Origin of the sequence: Paenirhizobium daejeonense (genome assembly GCF_014280875.1) — a bacterium.
Classification (GTDB): Bacteria; Pseudomonadota; Alphaproteobacteria; order Rhizobiales; family Rhizobiaceae; genus Allorhizobium; species Allorhizobium daejeonense.
This window is the reverse complement of sequence record NZ_JACLAL010000006.1, coordinates 361886-380896: the sequence shown is the minus strand read 5'-3', so window position 1 is coordinate 380896 and position 19011 is coordinate 361886. Positions and strand designations below refer to the sequence as shown.

Here is a 19011-nt window from a genome sequence, read left to right as displayed (position 1 = left end):
TTTGACTATTGCCAAATTCTGCGCTGGGGCCATCGCGATGTGAAACGGTACGCTCGAAGCAAAGGCGCTTATATGAACATCCTCATGCCTTTCGGTGCGGATGCAAAGGCCATCCTCGCCGCCATCAGCAAGTCCCAGGCAATGATCGAATTCGATCTGCAGGGCAATATCCTCGACGCCAACGAGAATTTCTGTAAAGCTCTCGGCTACGAGCTCGGAGAGATAAAGGGCAAGCATCACCGCATATTCTGCGATCCGGCCTACGTGGCCTCTCCGGAATACAAGGAGTTCTGGGCCAAGCTCGCCAAGGGCGAGTTCGATGCGCGGGAGTACAAGCGCATTGCCAAGTCCGGAAAGGAGGTCTGGATTCAGGCCTCATACAACCCCGTTTTCTCCGGCGGCAAGCCCTACAAGGTCGTGAAGTTCGCTACTGACATCACGGCAGCAAAGCTGAAGGCGGCCGAAGATTCCGGCAAGCTCGATGCGATCTCCCGGGCTCAGGCAATCATCGAATTCACGCCCGATGGGGAAGTTCTGACAGCCAACGAGAACTTCCTGTCGACGCTTGGCTACACTTTGTCAGAGATTCGCGGCAAGCATCACTCGATGTTCTGCGAACCGGCCTACACCCAGGGCAACGACTACAAGCTTTTCTGGCGGAAACTGGCCGGAGGAGAGTTCATCGCACAGGAGTTCAAGCGCATCGGCAAGGGCGGCAAGGTCGTCTGGATTCAGGCATCCTACAATCCGATCTTCGACATGAACGGCAAGGTCTTCAAGGTCGTTAAATTCGCCACCGATATTACCGAGCGCGTCCGCGCCGTCGATGATCTCGCAGTCGGCCTGACCGCACTTTCCAACGGCGACCTCACCACGCGCATCGAAAAACCGTTTATACCGACGCTTGAAAAGGTCCGCACCGACTTCAACACCTCGATCGAAAAGCTGCAAGAAGCCATGCGCACTGTCGGCGGGAATGCGGAAGGAATTGCCGCCAGCTCGGCGCAGATCCATGTCGCTTCCGACAGCCTTGCCACAAGAACGCAGCAGCAGGCGGCCGCTGTCGAAGAGACCGCCGCTGCGCTTGAGGAAATCACGCAGACGGTCGCCGACAGCTCCAGGCGCGCAGGCGAGGCTGGCCAACTGGTTGCTCGTACCAAGACGGCCGCAGAACGATCCGGCGAGGTGGTGAAGAATGCCATCGGCGCCATGGGCGAGATCGAAAACTCGTCGAACGAAATTTCCAACATCATCGGCGTGATCGATGACATCGCTTTCCAGACCAATCTGCTGGCGCTGAATGCTGGCGTAGAGGCAGCCCGCGCGGGCGAAGCCGGCAAAGGCTTTGCAGTCGTCGCGCAGGAAGTACGCGAACTCGCCCAGCGGTCCGCGAATGCTGCAAAGGAAATCAAGACGCTGATCCATACTTCCGGCGATCAGGTGAAGAACGGAGTTTCACTTGTCGGCGAGACTGGCAAGGCGCTCGATCAGATCGTGGCCGAGGTGCAGGAAATCGACCGCAACGTCGCCGCCATCGTAGAGGCCTCACGCGAACAGTCGACCGCGCTTCAGGAAATCAACCGCGCCGTCAACGGAATGGACCAGAACACCCAGCAGAATGCGGCCATGGTCGAAGAAACGTCCGCCGCCAGCCACAGTCTTGCGCGAGAAGCGGAAACGCTCAAAAATCTGCTCGCCCAGTTTAGATTTGGGCAACACTCTTCCGCTACAGTAAAAATAGCGCGTCCTGATGCCTCACCCGTTGCATCCCCGGCACGCACACTCATGGCAAAGGTCGCCCGCGCTTCCACCGGCGCAGCCGCTTCTGCCCAGGCACAGGAAAGTTGGGAAGAATTCTGATGGCAACGACGATACCCTCTACGACCTTCGGTGGGGAAACCCTCGAAATCATCGCCTTCCGCCTGCATGATCAGGAATTCTGCGTGAAGACGACCACGATCCGCGAAATCCGCGGCTGGGCTCCGTCGACGCCGATCCCGCATGCTCCGGCCGATGTCATCGGCGTCATGAACCTCCGCGGTTCGGTTATCCCGATCATCGATCTCGCTTACAAGCTCGGTATGAAGAGCACGGTTGCCAACGAACGGTCCGCCATTGTCGTCGCGGAAGTACACAACATGGTCATCGGCATGCTGGTTGACCGCGTCTCCGATATCCTCACCATTCCGTCGAGCCAGGTGCAGCCCGTTCCGGAAATCTCCGCCTCGTTCGACAAGTCATTCTCCGAAGGCATCATCGCCAACGAGAACGGCATGATTTGCTTCCTGAACCTCTCAAAGATGTTCAAGGGCACCGAAGCGGAAGACCTCGCGGCCTGAGCCCTTCATAATAGGGCAGATACGACTTCTTTGAAGGCTCCATTCGTGGGGCCTTTTTCGTCTCACGCTTCCCTTGCGCGCTTAAGTTTATCAAACTTTGCTTATGTAATTATAAGATTATTAAATACGAGAACGCTATCTTAACGTGCATTCCGGTGTATTCGCCAATGCGATGGTACAGCCGGTGGAGGACGCAGCCAGAGGAAGGGCAACTCGGATGGCATGGTTTGCAGCAAGCAGTGACTCCAGCAACGTACGTTCCGCACTTTCTAAGTCCCAGGCGATGATCGAGTTCGATCTTACCGGGACCATTCTCGATGCCAATGAGAACTTCTGCCGCACGGTTGGCTACAGCCTGGAAGAAATCATCGGCAAGCACCACCGAATCTTCTGCGATCCTGCGTATGCGGAATCGGCTCAGTATCGCGAATTCTGGACCGATCTGGCCTCCGGCAAGTTCGACGCCCGCGAATACAAGCGCTTAGGCAAGGGTGGTCGGGAAATCTGGATCCAGGCATCCTACAATCCCGTCTTTTCAGGCGGCAAGCCGTACAAAGTGGTCAAGATCGCCACCGACATCACCGAAGCAAAGAAGAGAAGCCTCGAGGACGCCGACAAGATTTCCGCAATTTCCCGCTCCCAGGCCGTGATCGAGTTCACCCCGGACGGGCGGATCCTGAAAGCCAACGAAAACTTCTGCAACGCGACGGGCTACGACCTTTCCGAAATCGTCGGCCGGCACCACTCGATGTTCTGCGAACCAGCATATGCCGCCAGCGCCGAATACAAGACCTTCTGGGCACAGCTCGCCGAGGGCCGCTTCATGGCCAATGAATTCGTCCGTTATGGCAAGGGCGGAAAGGAAGTCTGGATCCAGGCCTCCTACAATCCCATTCACGACCTGAACGGGCAGGTCTACAAGGTAGTGAAGTTCGCAACCGACGTCACACCTCGCATGACCGCGATCGACGCGCTGGGCCGCGCACTCAATGCAGTCGCCGATGGCGACCTACTCCAGTGCCTTGAACAGCCGTTCGTTCCGACCATGGAAAAGGTGCGTCAGGACTTCAATGCCGCCGTCGCCAAGCTGCGCAACGCCCTTCAGACAGTCGCCATCAATGCGGAAGGCATCGCGTCGGCTTCCGCCGAAGTGCGCGAGGCCTCGGACGATCTGGCGCGGCGCACCGAGCGTCAGGCCGCCTCGCTCGAAGAAGCCGCTGCCGCCCTCGAGGAAATCACCACCACCGTCGCCGACGCCAGCCGCAGGGCAGACGAAGCAGGCCGCCTCGTCCGCGAGACTCGAAAGAGTGCGGAGACCTCCGGCGAAGTCGTCGAACAGGCTATCGAGGCCATGAGCCGCATCGCAGAGTCGTCACAGCAGATCACCAGCATTATCGGCGTCATCGACGAGATCGCCTTCCAGACCAACCTGCTGGCGCTGAACGCCGGCGTCGAGGCGGCCCGTGCCGGAGAGGCCGGAAAGGGCTTTGCCGTCGTCGCACAGGAGGTGCGGGAACTGGCACAACGCTCGGCTCAGGCGGCCAAGGAAATCAAGACGCTGATCCACACATCCGGCGAGCATGTGAAGAACGGCGTCTCATTGGTCGGGAGGACGGGAACGGCGTTGCACGAGATATCCTCCCGCGTCGGCGAGATAGACACCAACGTAACTGCCATCGTCGGCGCCTCCCGCGAGCAGTCCGGCGCACTCAGGGAAATCAGCCAGTCCGTCAACCACATGGATCAGGCGACCCAGAAGAATGCCGCGATGGTCGAGGAAACCACGGCCGCCAGCCACGGTCTAGCACGCGAGGCGGAAAGCCTCCACGGTCTTCTCGATGATTTCCGGATAGGCCGACCCGGTGACATCAGGCACTCACTCGTCGCGGCATAGTTAAAGCGTACCGGCGACACCATAAGGCAGAGGCAAAACGCTTTTTTGTCTCTGCCTTTTCAGTTTTGGGATTTCACGCCGGCACAAATGACGAAAGCACCGGGCCTCTCTACGCGGCAACCGGCCGTTTGACAGCCTTGGAAGCCTCGATCACCAGCGGCAACAACCCCTCGCCGCCCTTGTCGATATGCTCGAAGAACTGGCGGCGCATGCGCGGCTCCCAGAACTTGTTGATGTGGTTGGCAACGCCTTCTGCCCTCACCGCCTCCGGCTGGGAAAGAAAGAAAGTGGCAATCTGGTTCGCCATGCGAACGATCTTTTCCGAGGTGTCATGCGACATTGGCGGCAACTCCGGTGACGATGCGCTCCGATCCGGTGAAAATTTCGAAATCATGTCCTCGGGCGATACCGATCAGCGTCATTCCCGCTTCCTCCGCCGTGCGGATGGCAAGCGCGGTCGGCGCAGAAATGGCAACGAGCACCGAAGCGCCGAGAATCGCGGCCTTCTGCACCATCTCCACGGAAAGGCGACTGGTAACGACCACGACGCCCTCCTCGCCTCGACGACCGGCGCGCAGAACCGCACCCACCAGCTTGTCCAGCGCGTTGTGACGCCCGACATCCTCGCGGATGGCCAGCAGACCCTCGCCCGGCACGAAGAAGCCTGCGCCATGCACAGCATGTGTTTCACGGTTCAGTACCTGGGCACGACCAAGCGCCGTCATCGCTTCCTCGATATCTTCAGGCGCAAGACGCAAGCCCGCGGCCGCCACCCGCGGCACCGGACGGCTTGCCTGCTCGATCGATTCGATACCGCAAAGGCCGCATCCAACAGGACCCGCCATCCGCCGGCGGCGCACCGTCAGCGCATCCGCCGTCGCATCCCGAAGCGTCACCTGAACATCGAGCCCCGCGCCGGCTTCCAGCGGTTCGACGGCCAGAATCTCGTCCGGCGACGTAATGATCCCTTCCGCCAGCGAAAAACCGAAGGCGAAATCCTCGAGATCCGCCGGCGTTGCCATCATCACAGCATGGGTGGACCCGCCGTAGGAAAACGCAATCGGCGTTTCCTCCGGCACGGCTCTCGACGACGGCGTGAGCACGCCATCTCGAAACAGCAGTTCACGGGCGGAAACGGAAGTCTTCATACAACCTGGCTCCTACTCCGCCGCCTCCAGCTTGCCGGCAATGCGACGCGAACGACGTGACAGCTCCTCGTAATCCTGCTGCCAGTCTGTCGGACCGTTGGAGGGAGAAATCTGCACGGCCGTCACCTTATATTCCGGACAATTGGTTGCCCAGTCGGAATAGTCCGTGGTGATGACATTCGCCTGCGTATCGGGATGGTGGAAGGTGGTGTAGACCACGCCGGGAGCCACCCGCTCGGTAATCAGCGCACGAAGCGTCGTATCGCCTGAGCGGCTGGCGAGCTTAACCCAGTCACCGTCCTTAATACCCCGCTGCTCCGCATCGTGAGGATGGATTTCCAACCGGTCTTCCGCATGCCATGTCACATTGTCCGTCCTGCGGGTCTGCGCACCGACATTATACTGCGACAGGATGCGACCGGTCGTCAGAAGCAGCGGGAAGCGCGGTCCGGTACGCTCGTCGGTCGCGACATATTCGGTCCGGATGAACTTGCCCTTGCCGCGCACGAAGCCGTCGATGTGCATGATCGGCGAGCCCTCGGGGAACTTCTCGTTGCACGGCCACTGCACCGAACCCATCTTGTCGAGATAGTCGTAGGAGACACTGGCGAAACTCGGCGTCGTCGCGGCGATCTCGTCCATGATTTCCGAAGGATGCTTGTAGCTCCAGTTGAGGCCCATGGCCTGCGCGAGCTTCTGGGTGATCTCCCAGTCGCCATAGCCATTCTTCGGCGTCATCACCTTGCGCACGCGGTTGATGCGCCGCTCGGCATTGGTGAAGGTGCCATCCTTCTCCAGGAAGGTCGAGCCCGGCAGAAAGACATGGGCGTAATTGGCCGTCTCGTTGAGGAAGAGATCCTGCACCACCACGCATTCCATCGCGGCAAGGCCCGCCGATACATGCTTGGTGTCAGGATCGGATTGCAGGATGTCCTCGCCCTGAATGTAGATGCCCTTGAACGTGCCGTCGACGGCGGCATCCAGCATGTTCGGAATGCGCAGGCCCGGCTCGCTGTCGAGCTTGACGCCCCAGAGCTTTTCGAAAGTCTCGCGCGTCGCGTCGTCGGAAACGTGGCGGTAACCCGGAAGCTCGTGCGGGAAGGAACCCATGTCGCAGGAGCCTTGCACATTGTTCTGGCCGCGCAGCGGGTTAACACCAACGCCCGGACGCCCGATATTGCCGGTCGCCATTGCGAGGTTGGCAATCGCCATGACGGTCGTAGAACCCTGGCTGTGCTCGGTCACGCCGAGACCGTAATAGATCGCGCCATTGCCGCCGGTTGCAAACAGCCTAGCGGCGCCGCGCACCAGATCGGCCGGAACGCCGGTAAACGCTTCGGTTTCTTCCGGGCTGTGCTGCGGCTCGGCAACGAAGGCCGCCCAGTCCTCGAATTCCGACCAGTCGCAGCGTTCGCGAATGAACGTCTCGTCGAACAGGCTTTCCGTCACGATGACATGTGCAAGCGCCGTCATCACAGCGACATTGGTGCCGGGTTTCAGCGGCAGATGATAGGCAGCCTCGACATGCGGGCTGCGCACGATATCCGTGCGGCGCGGATCGACGACGATCAGCTTCGCACCCTGACGCAGCCGCTTCTTCAGCCGCGAGCCGAACACCGGATGACCGTCAGTCGGGTTGGCGCCGATCACCATGACGACATCGGAATGCTCGACGGAATCGAAATCCTGCGTACCGGCCGAGGTGCCGAAGGCCTGCCCCAGACCGTAGCCGGTCGGCGAGTGGCAGACACGGGCACAGGTATCGACATTGTTGTTGCCGAAGCCGGCGCGGATCAGCTTCTGGACGAGGAAGGTTTCCTCATTGGTGCAGCGGGAGGACGTGATGCCGCCGATCGAATCCTTGCCGTACTGGTATTGGATACGGCGGAACTCGGTCGCCACATGGGCGTAGGCCTCTTCCCATGTGACTTCGCGCCAGGGATCGCTGATCTTTTCGCGGATCATCGGATTGAGGATGCGATCCTTGTGGCTAGCATAGCCATAGGCGAAGCGGCCCTTGACGCAGGAATGGCCGCGATTGGCCTTGCCGTCCTTCCACGGCACCATGCGCACCAGTTCCTCGCCGCGCATCTCCGCCTTGAACGAGCAGCCGACACCGCAATAGGCGCAGGTGGTAACCGCCGAATGCTCCGGCTGGCCGATGGCGATCACCGACTTTTCCGTGAGCGTGGCAGTCGGGCAGGCCTGCACACAGGCGCCACAGGAGACGCATTCGGACGCGAGGAACTGCTCGTGCATGCCGGGCGAGACACGACTGTCGAACCCGCGGCCTTCGATGGTCAGCGCAAAGGTGCCCTGCACCTCTTCGCAGGCCCGCACGCAGCGGGAGCAGACGATGCACTTCGCCGGATCATAAGTGAAATAGGGGTTGGATTCGTCCTTCGGCATCCAGCGGGCATTCACTTCGCCGACGCCATCGCGCGCCTTGACGTGATTGTCACCCTCATAGCCGTAGCGGACATCACGCAGGCCCACGGCACCGGCCATGTCCTGCAGTTCGCAATCGCCATTGGCCGCACAGGTCAGACAGTCCAGCGGATGGTCGGAGATATAGAGCTCCATCACCCCCTTGCGGATCTGCTTCAGCCGGTCCGTCTGGGTATGCACGACCATTCCCGGCGCGCAGGGCGTGGTGCAGGAGGCCGGGGTGCCGTTGCGGCCCTCGACCTCGACGAGACAGAGGCGGCATGAGCCAAAGGCATCGACCATATCGGTCGCGCAGAGCTTCGGCACCTGAATGCCCGCCTCCATGGAGGCACGCATGATCGAAGTGCCCGAAGCCACCGTCACCTGCCGGCCATCGATCGTCAGCGTCACCGTGTCGGTGGATTTCGATGCTGGCGTGCCGTAGTCGATTTCGTGAATGAGAGACATGGCTTTACTCCGCTGCTTCAACGAGTGGGGTCGGCGCGAAATCTTCGGGGAAATGCGTCATGGCGCTCATCACCGGATAGGGCGTAAACCCACCGAGCGCACAGAGCGATCCGAACTTCATGGTGTTGCAGAGATCGCCGAGCAACGCCCTGTTCTTCTCAGGCTCGATGCCACGGGCGATCCGGTCGACGGTCTCCACGCCGCGGGTCGAACCGATGCGGCAGGGCGTGCACTTTCCGCAGCTTTCGACCGCGCAGAACTCCATGGCAAAACGGGCCTGCTTCAACATGTCGACCGTATCGTCGAACACGACGATACCCGCATGACCGATCAAGCCGTCCTTTGCAGCGAAAGCCTCGTAGTCGAAGATCGTGTCGAACAGCGAAGGCGGGAAATAGGCGCCGAGCGGTCCACCAACCTGCACCGCCTTGACCGGACGGCCGTTGGCTGTGCCACCGCCGATGTCATAGACAAGCTCCCCGAGCGTCAGACCGAAAGCCGTCTCGTAGAGACCGCCATGCTTGACGTTGCCGGCGAGCTGGATCGGGATCGTGCCATGCGAGCGGCCAACGCCGTAATCACGATAAAAGGCAGCCCCCCGGTCCATGATAACGGGCACCGACGCCAGCGACATGACGTTATTGACCACGGTCGGACAGCCGAAAAGCCCCTGAAGCGCCGGCAGCGGCGGCTTGGCGCGGACGATACCTCGCTTGCCTTCCAGCGAGTTGAGGAGCGACGTTTCCTCACCACAGACATAGGCGCCCGCGCCCATGCGGACTTCCATGTCGAAAGCACGGCCCGATCCCATCACCGAAGGACCGAGAATGCCAGCTTCCCGCGCGATCCGGATCGCTTCCGTCATCACGTGGATCGCATGGGGATATTCCGAGCGGGTGTAGACGTAACCCTTGGTCGCCCCGGTCGCTAGGCCGGCAATCGCCATCCCCTCGATCAGCACGAAGGGATCACCCTCCATGATCATGCGGTCGGAAAACGTGCCGCTATCGCCCTCATCCGCATTGCAGACGATGTATTTGCGATCACCCGGTGCATCGAGAACCGTCTTCCATTTGATCCCGGTCGGGAAACCTGCACCGCCTCGCCCGCGCAGACCACTATCGGCCACCTGCTTGACAATATCGGCGGGAGCCATGGCAATCGCCTTCTCCAGCCCCTTAAGGCCTTGATAGTGGCGATAATCCTCCAGAGAAAGCGGATCGGTCACGCCGCAACGAGAAAAGGTAAGGCGCGTCTGGCGCGACAGGAAGGGCATATCCTTCGTCTGCCCATGGAGGAGCGGATGCTCGCCGCCCTCAAGAAAATTGGCGTCGAACAGGCCGGACACATCCGAGGCCTTCACAGGCCCGTAGGCGACCCGCTGATGGTCCGAGCGAACCTCGACAAGCGGCTCCAGCCAGAGGAGGCCGCGTGAACCGTTGCGCACCACATGCACGTCAATCCCGCGCGCCGTTGCCTCACGCTCGATTGCCGCGGCCACCTTGTCGGCGCCGACGGCAAGGGCGGCGGAATCCCCGGGAACAAAAATGGTCACTGTCATCGACGTGCCTCCGCAACAAGTTCGCCAAGACAGTCTTCGTCGAGGCGACCATGCAGCTCGCCGTCCAGCATGGCGCTGGGCGCGCAGGCACAGAGCCCGAGACAGAAGACCGGCTCGAGCGTCACGGCGCCATCGGGCGTCGTCTCGTGAAAATCGATGCCAAGAAGCGATTTGACCCGCTCGGCCATCGCATCCCCGCCCATCGACTGACAGGCCTCGGCCCGACAGAGCTTCAGCACATGGCGCCCGGCGGAGTGGGAGCGGAAGTCGTGATAGAACGAAACGACGCCATGCACTTCCGCGCGCGACAGGTTGAGCGCCTGCGCGATCAGCGGCTTGGACTCTTCCGGCACATAGCCGAACGTGTCCTGCACGGCATGCAGGATCGGCAGCAGCGGTCCTTCAAGGCCCTGCAAATCGGAAATGATCGCGGATGTGCGAGACAACACATCATCCGAAGATGATCTCACATTCATGTTCAGTCCTCCCAAACCGACACGAACATCGCCAACCGGCCGATTCCTGAACCCGGGCGTCGCCGTCGGATAAACTGGCCGAAACGTTGACGAAGACCGGGATTTCTCATTCCCGGCCGACTTTCAACAAGAATGATCCTCCACCCCCGGCAAGGTCAATAAAGCAGTCATGTGAATCGATAGAAATTTTCTATCAAAACGCCCGGGCATTCGCCAGCCGCCCGGCTTCGTGCAACAGGGCGGAAACAAGGGGCGTAAAGGGTTCCCGGTATTGGGCGACAAGTCCGACGGAGTGCTCAGCCTCCGGCTCACCGATCGGGATCATCCGGATCTCTTCGGGAAAGCCGAAGGATTCCGCGACATTGCGCGGCATGATCGAAGCCCACTTGCCCGTGCGGATATGGGCAAACAGCACGATCATCGAATTGGACTCAAGCGTCGGGTGCGGCGTGACCCCGGCCTCAGCCATATGCTGGTTGATGATGCGACGGTTCTGCATGTCCGCGGTCAATAGGCAAAGCCGAAGATCGGCCATGTCCCGCCACGTCACTTTTTCGCGATCCGACAAGGGCGTCCCGGCCGCGGTGATCAGGTGATATCGCTCCGAATATAGAGGCACCGAAGTGACCCGCCCGAGCGGTTCATTGTCGAGATAGGTGATCCCAGCATCGATCTCCAGGTTCTCCAGAAGGCTCAGCACCTGCAACGAGGTGCGTGACAGGATGGAAAAGGTCACGTCCGGGTGCTTGGCCTGAAAGGGCTCGGTGATGCGTGGCACCATGGAAAGTGCCGTTGGAACGACGGCAATGCGAATATGCCCGGCAAGGCCACGGCGGGCGGCGCGCATCTCCTCCCGCATGGTCCGCGCATCGCCGACAATGCGCCGCGCCCATTCCAGCACCCGCTGCCCCTCGGGAGTCAGCCCCTGATAGCGGGAACCGCGCTGCACTAGCATGACCCCGAGCTGATCCTCCAGCTGCCGGATCGCAGCCGACAGGGTAGGCTGGGTAATGCCGCACTCCTCGGCCGCACGGCCGAAATGTTGTGCTCTTGCGAGCGCGATGAAGAATTCAAGCTTGTCGATCAACGCCGCCTCCCCTGCATGCGCCAGCCGAGGAAGATCCGCGACAACGTTGCAGGGCTCAGGCGCCCTCGTGCACTTCGTTGGCAACGGGTGTCTTTTCGTCCGGTTCGCAATACATCTTGTAGAGCACGGAAACGAGTTCGTTGAGCGCCGGGTCACCGATCCGATAGAAAATCATTCGACCTTCGCGACGCGTCCGGACGAGATGTTCGGCCCGAAGGCGCGCGAGTTGCTGAGAAACCACTGCCTGTTGCAGTCCCAGAATGGCCTCGATCTCACCCACGGTTTTCTCGCCACGGCTGAGAATGCAGAGGATCAGGAGCCTCGTCTCATGCGAAAGCGCCTTGAGGAGTGTACTCGCAGCCCGCGCCTTCGACATGAAGTCGTCCAGCTGGTCCTCTTTCATATCGGGACTGAAGGTCGGAACACTCATCAAACCATCCGGGCGCAAGAGCGATTATCGCCGTGCATCATATATAACGCAACGCAGCGAAACTCGAAATAGACGAGTGCCGCACCTAGGGAAAGAGCCTGTCCAACCCACAGAAATTGATGAAAATCAAAATTTGATCGATTCCACTCTTTCCTTGAGAAGGGCCGCACTCCTTCCGAGGGCCGTATGTTCGCTGGCTTCAAGCTCGGGAATGAGATCGGCGACCACACCGTCAGCCCCGACGATTCGGGGAACCGACAGAGCGACATCCTCCACATCCACGATATGCGGCGTAACGATCGACACCGAAAGTACGTCGCGCTGATCCTGGGCGATCGCCTTGACGATGCGGGCAAGACCGGCGCCGATGCCATAATAGGTCGCACCTTTGCCGTTGATGATCTTGTAGGCGGCGTTGCGCACTCCCTCGTCAATCGACTGGCGCACATCGTCCGTCAGCGGTGACCCGATCTGCTCGGCAAAGGATTGGAGCGAAACTGAACCCGCCCGCGCATTCGACCAGCCGAGCACCTCGCTGTCTCCATGCTCCCCAAGCACATAGGCATGCACGGATTGCGGGGAAATGCCGAGATGGCGGCCGATCAGGCTGCGGAAACGGGCCGAATCGAGAATGGTCCCGGAGCCAATCACGCGCTGCGGCGGCAGGCCGGAGAGGCGAGTCGCGACCTGGGTCATGATATCCACCGGATTGGAGGCGATCAGCAGGATTGCGTCCGGCGCGACCCGCAGGACCTCTCCGACCACATCGCGGAAGACGGCAGCATTGCGCTCCAGGAGTTCGAGGCGTGTTTCGCCCGGCTTCTGGCTGACGCCGGCGGCAAGGATGACGACGCCCGCCCCGGTAAGATCGGCATAGTCTCCCGCGATCACCGTTGTTGCGGAAACGAAGGGAACAGCGTGCGAAATATCCTCCGCCTGAGCGAGAGCCAGCGCCGCATTGCGATCGACCAGCACGATATCGCTGACGATACCCAGCATGGCGAGCGCATATCCAGCCGAACTTCCCACCATGCCTGCTCCGACAATGCCGACTTTCATGATTCTCTCCCCTACCCCAATGACGAACGGCTGGCGGACTATCTCATTGCCCGATGCCACGTTTCAATCGCCTTCCTCCGCCGTTATCCAAAAAACCGACGGCAGAAACCGGATGACGTCGTTACGATTGCTCTGTTTAAATGGGATGACAACGCGCCGCGATCCGCGGCAAACACGGAACCATCATGCGAAAACTGCCGGCACTTTCCGCCATGAAGATCTTCGAGGTCGTGGGACAGACCCGCAGCTTCACCCGCGCCGCCGACAGGCTGAACCTGACCCAGAGCGCGGTCAGCCGGCAAGTGCGCAATCTCGAGGAACAACTCGGAGAAACGCTGGTCATCCGCCGTCACCATCATCTCGACCTGACACCATCCGGCATCGAACTGCTGGAAGCGCTCCAGCGCGCATTCCATGACGTTGAGTTGACCGTTCGCAACATCATGGAGAAAAGCAACCAGAATCGGCTCCGCGTCAACGTACCGCCGACCTTCGCCAAGCGCTGGCTGATGCCCCGGTTCGGCAGCCTGCGCCGCTTTCTTCCCGATATCGAGATCAGCATCACCACCGAACTGCAGGATAGCCTCACCGAACGGAGCATCCTCGACTGCGCGATCCGCTTCGGCGACGGCGAATGGCCCATGCTGCAGTCCCAGTTGCTGATAACCGAACGCCATATCGCCGTCTGCTCGCCTCAATTGCTCGCCGGCTGCGCTTCAGGACCTCTAGATCTTTCCGGCCTGACTTTCCTCCATGTTCTCGCCTCGGCCGACCAACGCTACCTGACATGGCAGCACTGGCTGGATGCAGCCGGCCTGAGCCATACCGACACCCGCGGCGGACTGGAATTCGACCTCCTCGACATGGCGATCGAGGCTGCCTGCAATGGCCTCGGCGTCACCGTTGCCGACCGGTTCATGGTGGAGTCGCTAATGGAAGAGGGCCGGCTGACAAAGGTGCTGGATGTCGAGGTGGAAGGCCACGAATCCTATTGGCTGGTGACGAGGGCCGAACAGGTGGACTCTGCCAATGTGAAGGCCTTCCGGCAATGGCTGCGTCTGGAACTTTCCGGAGATCCGGAACATGCCGGAAACCCTGAGACCGCAGTCAAGGCCGGCGCAGCCTGAAACATTCGATTTTCGAATGATGAACCCGAGAATAACTCGCTTGCGCGAACAGGCGGGATGGCTCCTACTCGACGGAAATCCGCCGGAAAAGCAGGGGACGATGACAGATTATCGCAATTTCATCGACGGCCGTTTTGTCTCGCCGGAAGGCCCTTCTGCGATCGACATCATAAACCCGGCCACCGGTGAAATCTTTGCAGGCGTCCCGACCGCCTCGGATGCCGATGTCATCCGGGCCGTCGAAGCCGCAGCCCGCGCCCAGAAGAGCTGGGGCCGTCTTCCGGCAATCGACCGTGGCGACGCCCTGCGACGGGTCGCCGACGCGGTCGAGCGTCGTGCGGGGCAGATCGGTGAGGCGCTTGCGCGGGAGTCCGGCAAAAGCATAGCGGATGCCACAGCCGAGACGATCTATGCCGCCGTCCTGATGCGCTATCACGCCGAATGGGCGCGGCGCATCGAGGGCGAGGTAATCGAGAGCGACACGCCCGACGAGACGCTGATGCTGAAGCGCACCCCGATCGGCGTCGTGGCCTGCCTCATCCCCTTCAATTTCCCGATCTACACGCTGGTGCGCAAGATCGCCCCGGCCCTCGTCGCCGGCAATGCCGTCGTCGTGCGCCCGAGCAACAACACGCCCACCTCCGCCTTCGTCTTTGCCGATGCGATTGAGGAAGCCGCCCTGCCGCCCGGTCTTATCAACATCATGACGATGACGCATGATGTCGCCGAAACCATGTGCACCCGGCCGGAGGTCGGCATGATCACGCTCACCGGCAGCGTCGCAGCCGGCCGCACCGTTCTCGAATACTGCAAGGCCAATATCGCCAAACCGTCACTGGAACTCGGTGGCAAGACACCGGTGATCGTCGAGCCGGATGCCGATCTCGATGCCGTAGCCCGCCTGGTGGTTACCGCCAAGACCGCCCATTGCGGACAGGTCTGTACTTCGGTCGAGCGCCTCTACGTACATGAGGCCGTTCATGACGCATTGCTCGGCAAGCTTCGCGAGGCGTTTTCATCCCGCCGTTTTGGCGACCGATCAAAGTGCCCCGACCTGATGGGCCCTCTCGCCAACGAGGCTGCCCGTTCGCGCATCCATGCCATGGTCGAACGCGCCAAGGCAGAAGGCGCAAAGGTCGAGGCAGGCGGCATCATCCCTCAAGGGGCCGGCTTCTTTTATCCGCCAACGCTTCTTTCCGCTTGCCGGCAGGACATGGAGATCGTCCGCGAGGAGGTATTCGGTCCCGTACTTGCGGTCATGCCCTATGGAGATTTCGACGAAGCACTGGCCATGGCGAGCGACCACCAATACGGCCTCGCCTCCGTCGTCTTTTCGGAGAACTACCGCAAGGTGATGAAGGCCGCCAACGAGATCGAAGCAGGCGAACTCTACATCAACCGTTTCCCGGCCGATCCCTATCAGGGCTATCACGCCGGCTGGAAACGTTCTGGCCTCGGCGGAGACGATGGCAAGCACGGCATGCTGGAATTCACCCAGACTCGATTGGTCGTCCTGAAGCACTGACCCGCTCACCAACCTGCAAGCACAAGAATACGATCGAACAATATCCCTGGGGAACCATCATGAAGATCGCATCGCTCAAGACCTATGTCGTTGCCGTCCCGCCACCGCATATCGGCGGCATGTACTGGATCTTCGTCGAAATCGAGACGGCCTGCGGTATCAAGGGTATCGGCGAGATCTACGATACCGCCTTCCATCCCTCCGGCCTCGTGCCGCTGATCGAGGATGTCTTCCAGCGCTATCTGCTGGATCACGATCCGCACCGGATCGAGCGCTTCTGGCGTGCCGCCTATTCCAGCGGCTTCACCCAGCGTCCCGATCCGACGATGATGGGCATCGTCTCCGGTCTTGAAATCGCCTGCTGGGATATCATCGGCAAGGCTGCGAACCGGCCCGCTTCCGACCTGCTCGGCGGAACCGTACACGAAAAGCTGCGCGCCTATACCTATCTCTACCCGAAGAACTCAGCCGGCGAATACGACTATAACGATCCCGACCTCGCCGCCGAGGAGGCAGTCCGCATGGTCGAAATGGGCTTCACCGCCGTGAAGTTCGACCCCGCCGGTCCCTACACCAACTATTCCGGCCACCAGCTTTCGCTCGGCGTCATGGATCGCTCGGAGGAATTCTGCCGCAAGATCCGCGACGCCATCGGTAGCCGTGCCGACATTCTCTTCGGCACCCACGGCCAGATGGTCCCGTCCTCGGCGATCCGGCTGGCAAAGCGGCTGGAGAAATATGATCCGCTCTGGTTCGAGGAGCCTGTGCCGCCCGGTCAGGAAGCCGCCATGGCAGAGGTCGCTAGAGCCACATCGATCCCTGTCTCGACAGGCGAGCGCCTCACGACGAAATACGAATTCCAGCGCGTTCTCCAGCTCGGCGCGGCCTCAATCCTGCAAATGAACGTCGCCCGCGTTGGCGGCCTTCTGGAAGCAAAGAAGATCGCCGGCATGGCGGAGGCCTTCTATGCCCAGATCGCCCCGCACCTCTATAACGGCCCGGTCGGTGCCGCCGCCAGCATCCAGCTTTCCGCGGCAACGCCCAACTTCTTGATCCACGAGGCAATACTGGATTTCGGCGATTTCCATGGCCGGATCCTCAAGAACAAGCTCGCCTTCGACGACGGCTATCTCATTCCCTCCCGCGAGCCGGGCCTCGGTATCGAACTCGACATGGCCGTCGTGGAGCAGCACACGCCCTATACCGGCGAGCGGCTGCACCTGCAGATGGCAGCGGAGCCCGCCGACGTCAAAGCCTTCGCCCCGGCCAAGGGCTGAGCGGCAAGCCATGACTTATGATTTCATCATTGTCGGCGCCGGTTCGGCCGGCTGTATCCTCGCAAGCCGGCTGAGCGAGGATGGCCGCTACAGCGTTCTGTTGATCGAAGCCGGCGGGAACGATGACAGCTTCTGGTTCAAGATCCCGGTCGGCTACGCCCGCAGCTATTACAACCCGACCGTCAACTGGATGTATTCCACCGAGCCGGAGCCCGAACTCGGCAACCGCCGCATCTACGCCCCCCGCGGCAAGGTGCAGGGCGGATCGGGATCGATCAACGCCATGATCTTCGTGCGTGGCGCCGCATCCGATTTTGACGACTGGGAAGCCGCTGGCAATCCGGGCTGGGGCGCTGGTGACGTTCTACCCTATTTCCGCAAACTTGAGACCCATGCCGGAGGTGCCTCGCAATGGCATGGTGGTCACGGCCCAATCCATGTCACCCCCATGCGCGGCGACATCCATCCGGTTTCCGATGCCTTCCTTGCCGCCTGCGAAGAACTCGGACTGCCGGCCAACACAGACTTCAACGGCGCCTCCATCGAAGGGGCCGGCGTTTACGATATCAATACGCGCTGCGGCCAACGTTCCCATTCCAGCGCCGAATATCTTCGGCCAGCACTGAAACGATCCAACCTCGCCATCGAACGCAACGCCGTCGTGCAACGCCTCCTTTTTGCCGAGGACGGACAGGCGAATGGCGTCGAAGTCCTGCAACATGGGCAGCGGCGCTCATTCCAGGCCCGCAGAGAAGTCATCCTCGCGGCGGGAGCCGTCGACACACCGAAGCTGTTGCAACTCTCGGGCATTGGCGATGGCGAGACCTTGCAGTCTCTCGGAATTGATGTCCGCCATCACCTTCGGGCGGTGGGCAGGAACCTTCAAGATCATATCTGCGCCAGCTTCTACTATCGCGCCAACCGGCCGACGCTGAACGGTAGCTTCGGTAGCATTTTCGGTCAGGCAGCGTTGGGGTTACGTTATCTGCTGACCCGCAAGGGCCCCTTCGCGATGAGCGTCAATCAGGCCGGCGGCTTCTTCCGCGGCAGCCCCGATGCGCCTCGTCCCAACATCCAGCTCTATTTCAACCCGCTCTCCTATCGCATTCCGGAAAATCCGAGATCAGGTCTGAAACCGGAGCCATATCCGGGCTTCCTCATCGCCTTCAATCCATGCCGGCCAACCAGCCGCGGCGAGATCGCCATAGGTTCACCCGACCCGGCGACAGCACCCCTGATCCGCCCCAACTATCTCTCCACGGAACACGATATCGAAGAGGTACTGCAAGGCAGCCGTCTGGTTCGTAGGATCGCATCGGCCCCGTCCCTGACGACGATTATCGAGGAAGAGGTCTCTCCCTCCCCTGCAACCGATACCGACGAGAAACTGCTCGATTACTTCCGGCAGAACAGCGGTTCGATCTACCACCTGTGCGGAAGCTGCGCGATGGGGCCGGACGAACGGCAATCGGTCGTCGACGCACGACTGCGCGTCCATGGGATAGCAGGCCTTCGCATCATCGATGCGTCCATCTTCCCGAACGTCACTGCCGGCAACATCAATGCCCCGACAATGATGGTCGCCGAAAAAGGCTCCGCGATGATTCTAGAAGACGCCCACTGAGATTGCCTACCTCTGATACAAAAGGTCATGAAAACAAAAAAGCCGGCGCGCAAGGCCCGGCTTTCTTTCATTCTGGATCAGTCGCAGTCAACCCGCGGAAGTAGCTCAGGCGGCAATCAATATGCCGTTCAGATGAGTCAGTTCAGCAAGGTACTGTTCGAGACGAGTCTTGTGCTCGTGGTTGTCGGTCGCATTGAGCTCGGCGCGAGCAGTCTCGATCCGCTTCGTCAGAGTTTCGCGGTTCAGCTCGGTCATGGCGACAGCCGATTCCGCCAGAAGCGTGCAGCCAGTCGGAACGATGTCGGCAAAGCCGCCAAAGACGACGTACTTGGTGACCTGGCCCGAGGCGAGCTTCACCGAGACGACGCCCGGCTTGATTGTGGTCATGGTCGGCGCATGGTTGGCCATGACGGTCATTTCACCTTCGGTTGCCGGAATGACAACTTCGCTCACCTTTTCGGAAAGCAGCAGGCGCTCGGGCGAAACGAGTTCAAAATTGAAATTGTCGGCCATGATGGTTCACTTCTCTCGTGGATGAAGGACCGGCACGCAGGACCCTTGTCCCGCGT

At 60.7% G+C, this 19011-nt stretch carries 16 protein-coding genes; 7 read left to right on the top strand and 9 right to left on the bottom strand.

Annotation, left to right across the window (positions count from 1 at the left end; genetic code table 11):
• Nucleotides 1-72 precede the first annotated feature (72 nt).
• From H4I99_RS16945 to H4I99_RS16935, 3 genes are all read left to right on the top strand, one after another.
• Nucleotides 73-1860, top strand: coding sequence for a methyl-accepting chemotaxis protein (locus H4I99_RS16945; RefSeq protein ID WP_163901952.1), 1788 nt, complete (start codon nucleotides 73-75; stop codon nucleotides 1858-1860).
• On the top strand, nucleotides 1860-2339 hold the full coding sequence (locus tag H4I99_RS16940) for a chemotaxis protein CheW (RefSeq protein WP_163901954.1): 480 nt from the start codon (nucleotides 1860-1862) through the stop codon (nucleotides 2337-2339). The genes H4I99_RS16945 and H4I99_RS16940 overlap by 1 nt, the downstream gene beginning before the upstream one ends.
• Nucleotides 2340-2556: 217 nt before the next feature.
• Nucleotides 2557-4233 (top strand): methyl-accepting chemotaxis protein, encoded by a 1677-nt coding sequence (locus tag H4I99_RS16935; RefSeq protein WP_163901956.1) that lies wholly within the window; start codon nucleotides 2557-2559, stop codon nucleotides 4231-4233.
• 109 nt (nucleotides 4234-4342) lie between these two features.
• On the opposite strand, the gene H4I99_RS16930 is transcribed toward H4I99_RS16935, so the two are convergent.
• The 8 genes from H4I99_RS16930 to H4I99_RS16895 all read right to left on the bottom strand — a co-directional run bounded on the left by H4I99_RS16930 (nucleotide 4343) and on the right by H4I99_RS16895 (nucleotide 12889).
• Nucleotides 4343-4573 (bottom strand): formate dehydrogenase subunit delta, encoded by a 231-nt coding sequence (locus H4I99_RS16930; RefSeq protein ID WP_163901958.1) that lies wholly within the window; start codon nucleotides 4571-4573, stop codon nucleotides 4343-4345.
• Nucleotides 4563-5381, bottom strand: coding sequence for a formate dehydrogenase accessory sulfurtransferase FdhD (gene fdhD, locus H4I99_RS16925; protein ID WP_163901960.1), 819 nt, complete (start codon nucleotides 5379-5381; stop codon nucleotides 4563-4565). Before fdhD ends, H4I99_RS16930 begins: the two co-directional genes overlap by 11 nt.
• Nucleotides 5382-5393: 12 nt before the next feature.
• Complete coding sequence (gene fdhF, locus H4I99_RS16920) at nucleotides 5394-8276, bottom strand: formate dehydrogenase subunit alpha (protein ID WP_163901962.1); 2883 nt, start codon at nucleotides 8274-8276, stop codon at nucleotides 5394-5396.
• A gap of 4 nt (nucleotides 8277-8280) precedes the next feature.
• Nucleotides 8281-9837, bottom strand: coding sequence for a formate dehydrogenase beta subunit (locus tag H4I99_RS16915; RefSeq protein WP_163901964.1), 1557 nt, complete (start codon nucleotides 9835-9837; stop codon nucleotides 8281-8283).
• Complete coding sequence (locus tag H4I99_RS16910; RefSeq protein WP_163901966.1) at nucleotides 9834-10313, bottom strand: formate dehydrogenase subunit gamma; 480 nt, start codon at nucleotides 10311-10313, stop codon at nucleotides 9834-9836. The genes H4I99_RS16915 and H4I99_RS16910 overlap by 4 nt, the downstream gene beginning before the upstream one ends.
• Nucleotides 10314-10506: 193 nt before the next feature.
• Nucleotides 10507-11400, bottom strand: coding sequence for a LysR family transcriptional regulator (locus H4I99_RS16905; RefSeq protein ID WP_163901968.1), 894 nt, complete (start codon nucleotides 11398-11400; stop codon nucleotides 10507-10509).
• A gap of 55 nt (nucleotides 11401-11455) precedes the next feature.
• Nucleotides 11456-11830, bottom strand: a complete 375-nt coding sequence (locus H4I99_RS16900; RefSeq protein ID WP_163901969.1) for an ArsR/SmtB family transcription factor — start codon at nucleotides 11828-11830, stop codon at nucleotides 11456-11458.
• A gap of 126 nt (nucleotides 11831-11956) precedes the next feature.
• Complete coding sequence (locus tag H4I99_RS16895; protein WP_163901971.1) at nucleotides 11957-12889, bottom strand: L-lactate dehydrogenase; 933 nt, start codon at nucleotides 12887-12889, stop codon at nucleotides 11957-11959.
• Between the two features lie 185 nt (nucleotides 12890-13074).
• Between H4I99_RS16895 and H4I99_RS16890 the strand changes: the two genes are divergently transcribed.
• The 4 genes from H4I99_RS16890 (at nucleotide 13075) to H4I99_RS16875 (ending at nucleotide 18442) form a co-directional block, all read left to right on the top strand.
• On the top strand, nucleotides 13075-14016 hold the full coding sequence (locus tag H4I99_RS16890) for a LysR substrate-binding domain-containing protein (RefSeq protein WP_163901973.1): 942 nt from the start codon (nucleotides 13075-13077) through the stop codon (nucleotides 14014-14016).
• Between the two features lie 100 nt (nucleotides 14017-14116).
• Nucleotides 14117-15541 (top strand): aldehyde dehydrogenase, encoded by a 1425-nt coding sequence (aldA, locus tag H4I99_RS16885; protein WP_163901974.1) that lies wholly within the window; start codon nucleotides 14117-14119, stop codon nucleotides 15539-15541.
• A 59-nt stretch (nucleotides 15542-15600) separates the two neighbouring features.
• Nucleotides 15601-16818 carry a mandelate racemase/muconate lactonizing enzyme family protein gene (locus H4I99_RS16880; protein ID WP_163901976.1) on the top strand — a complete coding sequence of 406 codons (1218 nt, stop codon included), beginning with the start codon at nucleotides 15601-15603 and terminating at the stop codon, nucleotides 16816-16818.
• A 10-nt stretch (nucleotides 16819-16828) separates the two neighbouring features.
• Nucleotides 16829-18442, top strand: a complete 1614-nt coding sequence (locus H4I99_RS16875; protein ID WP_163901978.1) for a GMC family oxidoreductase — start codon at nucleotides 16829-16831, stop codon at nucleotides 18440-18442.
• Between the two features lie 105 nt (nucleotides 18443-18547).
• On the opposite strand, the gene H4I99_RS16870 is transcribed toward H4I99_RS16875, so the two are convergent.
• Nucleotides 18548-18955, bottom strand: a complete 408-nt coding sequence (locus tag H4I99_RS16870) for a F0F1 ATP synthase subunit epsilon (RefSeq protein WP_099059547.1) — start codon at nucleotides 18953-18955, stop codon at nucleotides 18548-18550.
• Nucleotides 18956-19011: the final 56 nt, after the last annotated feature.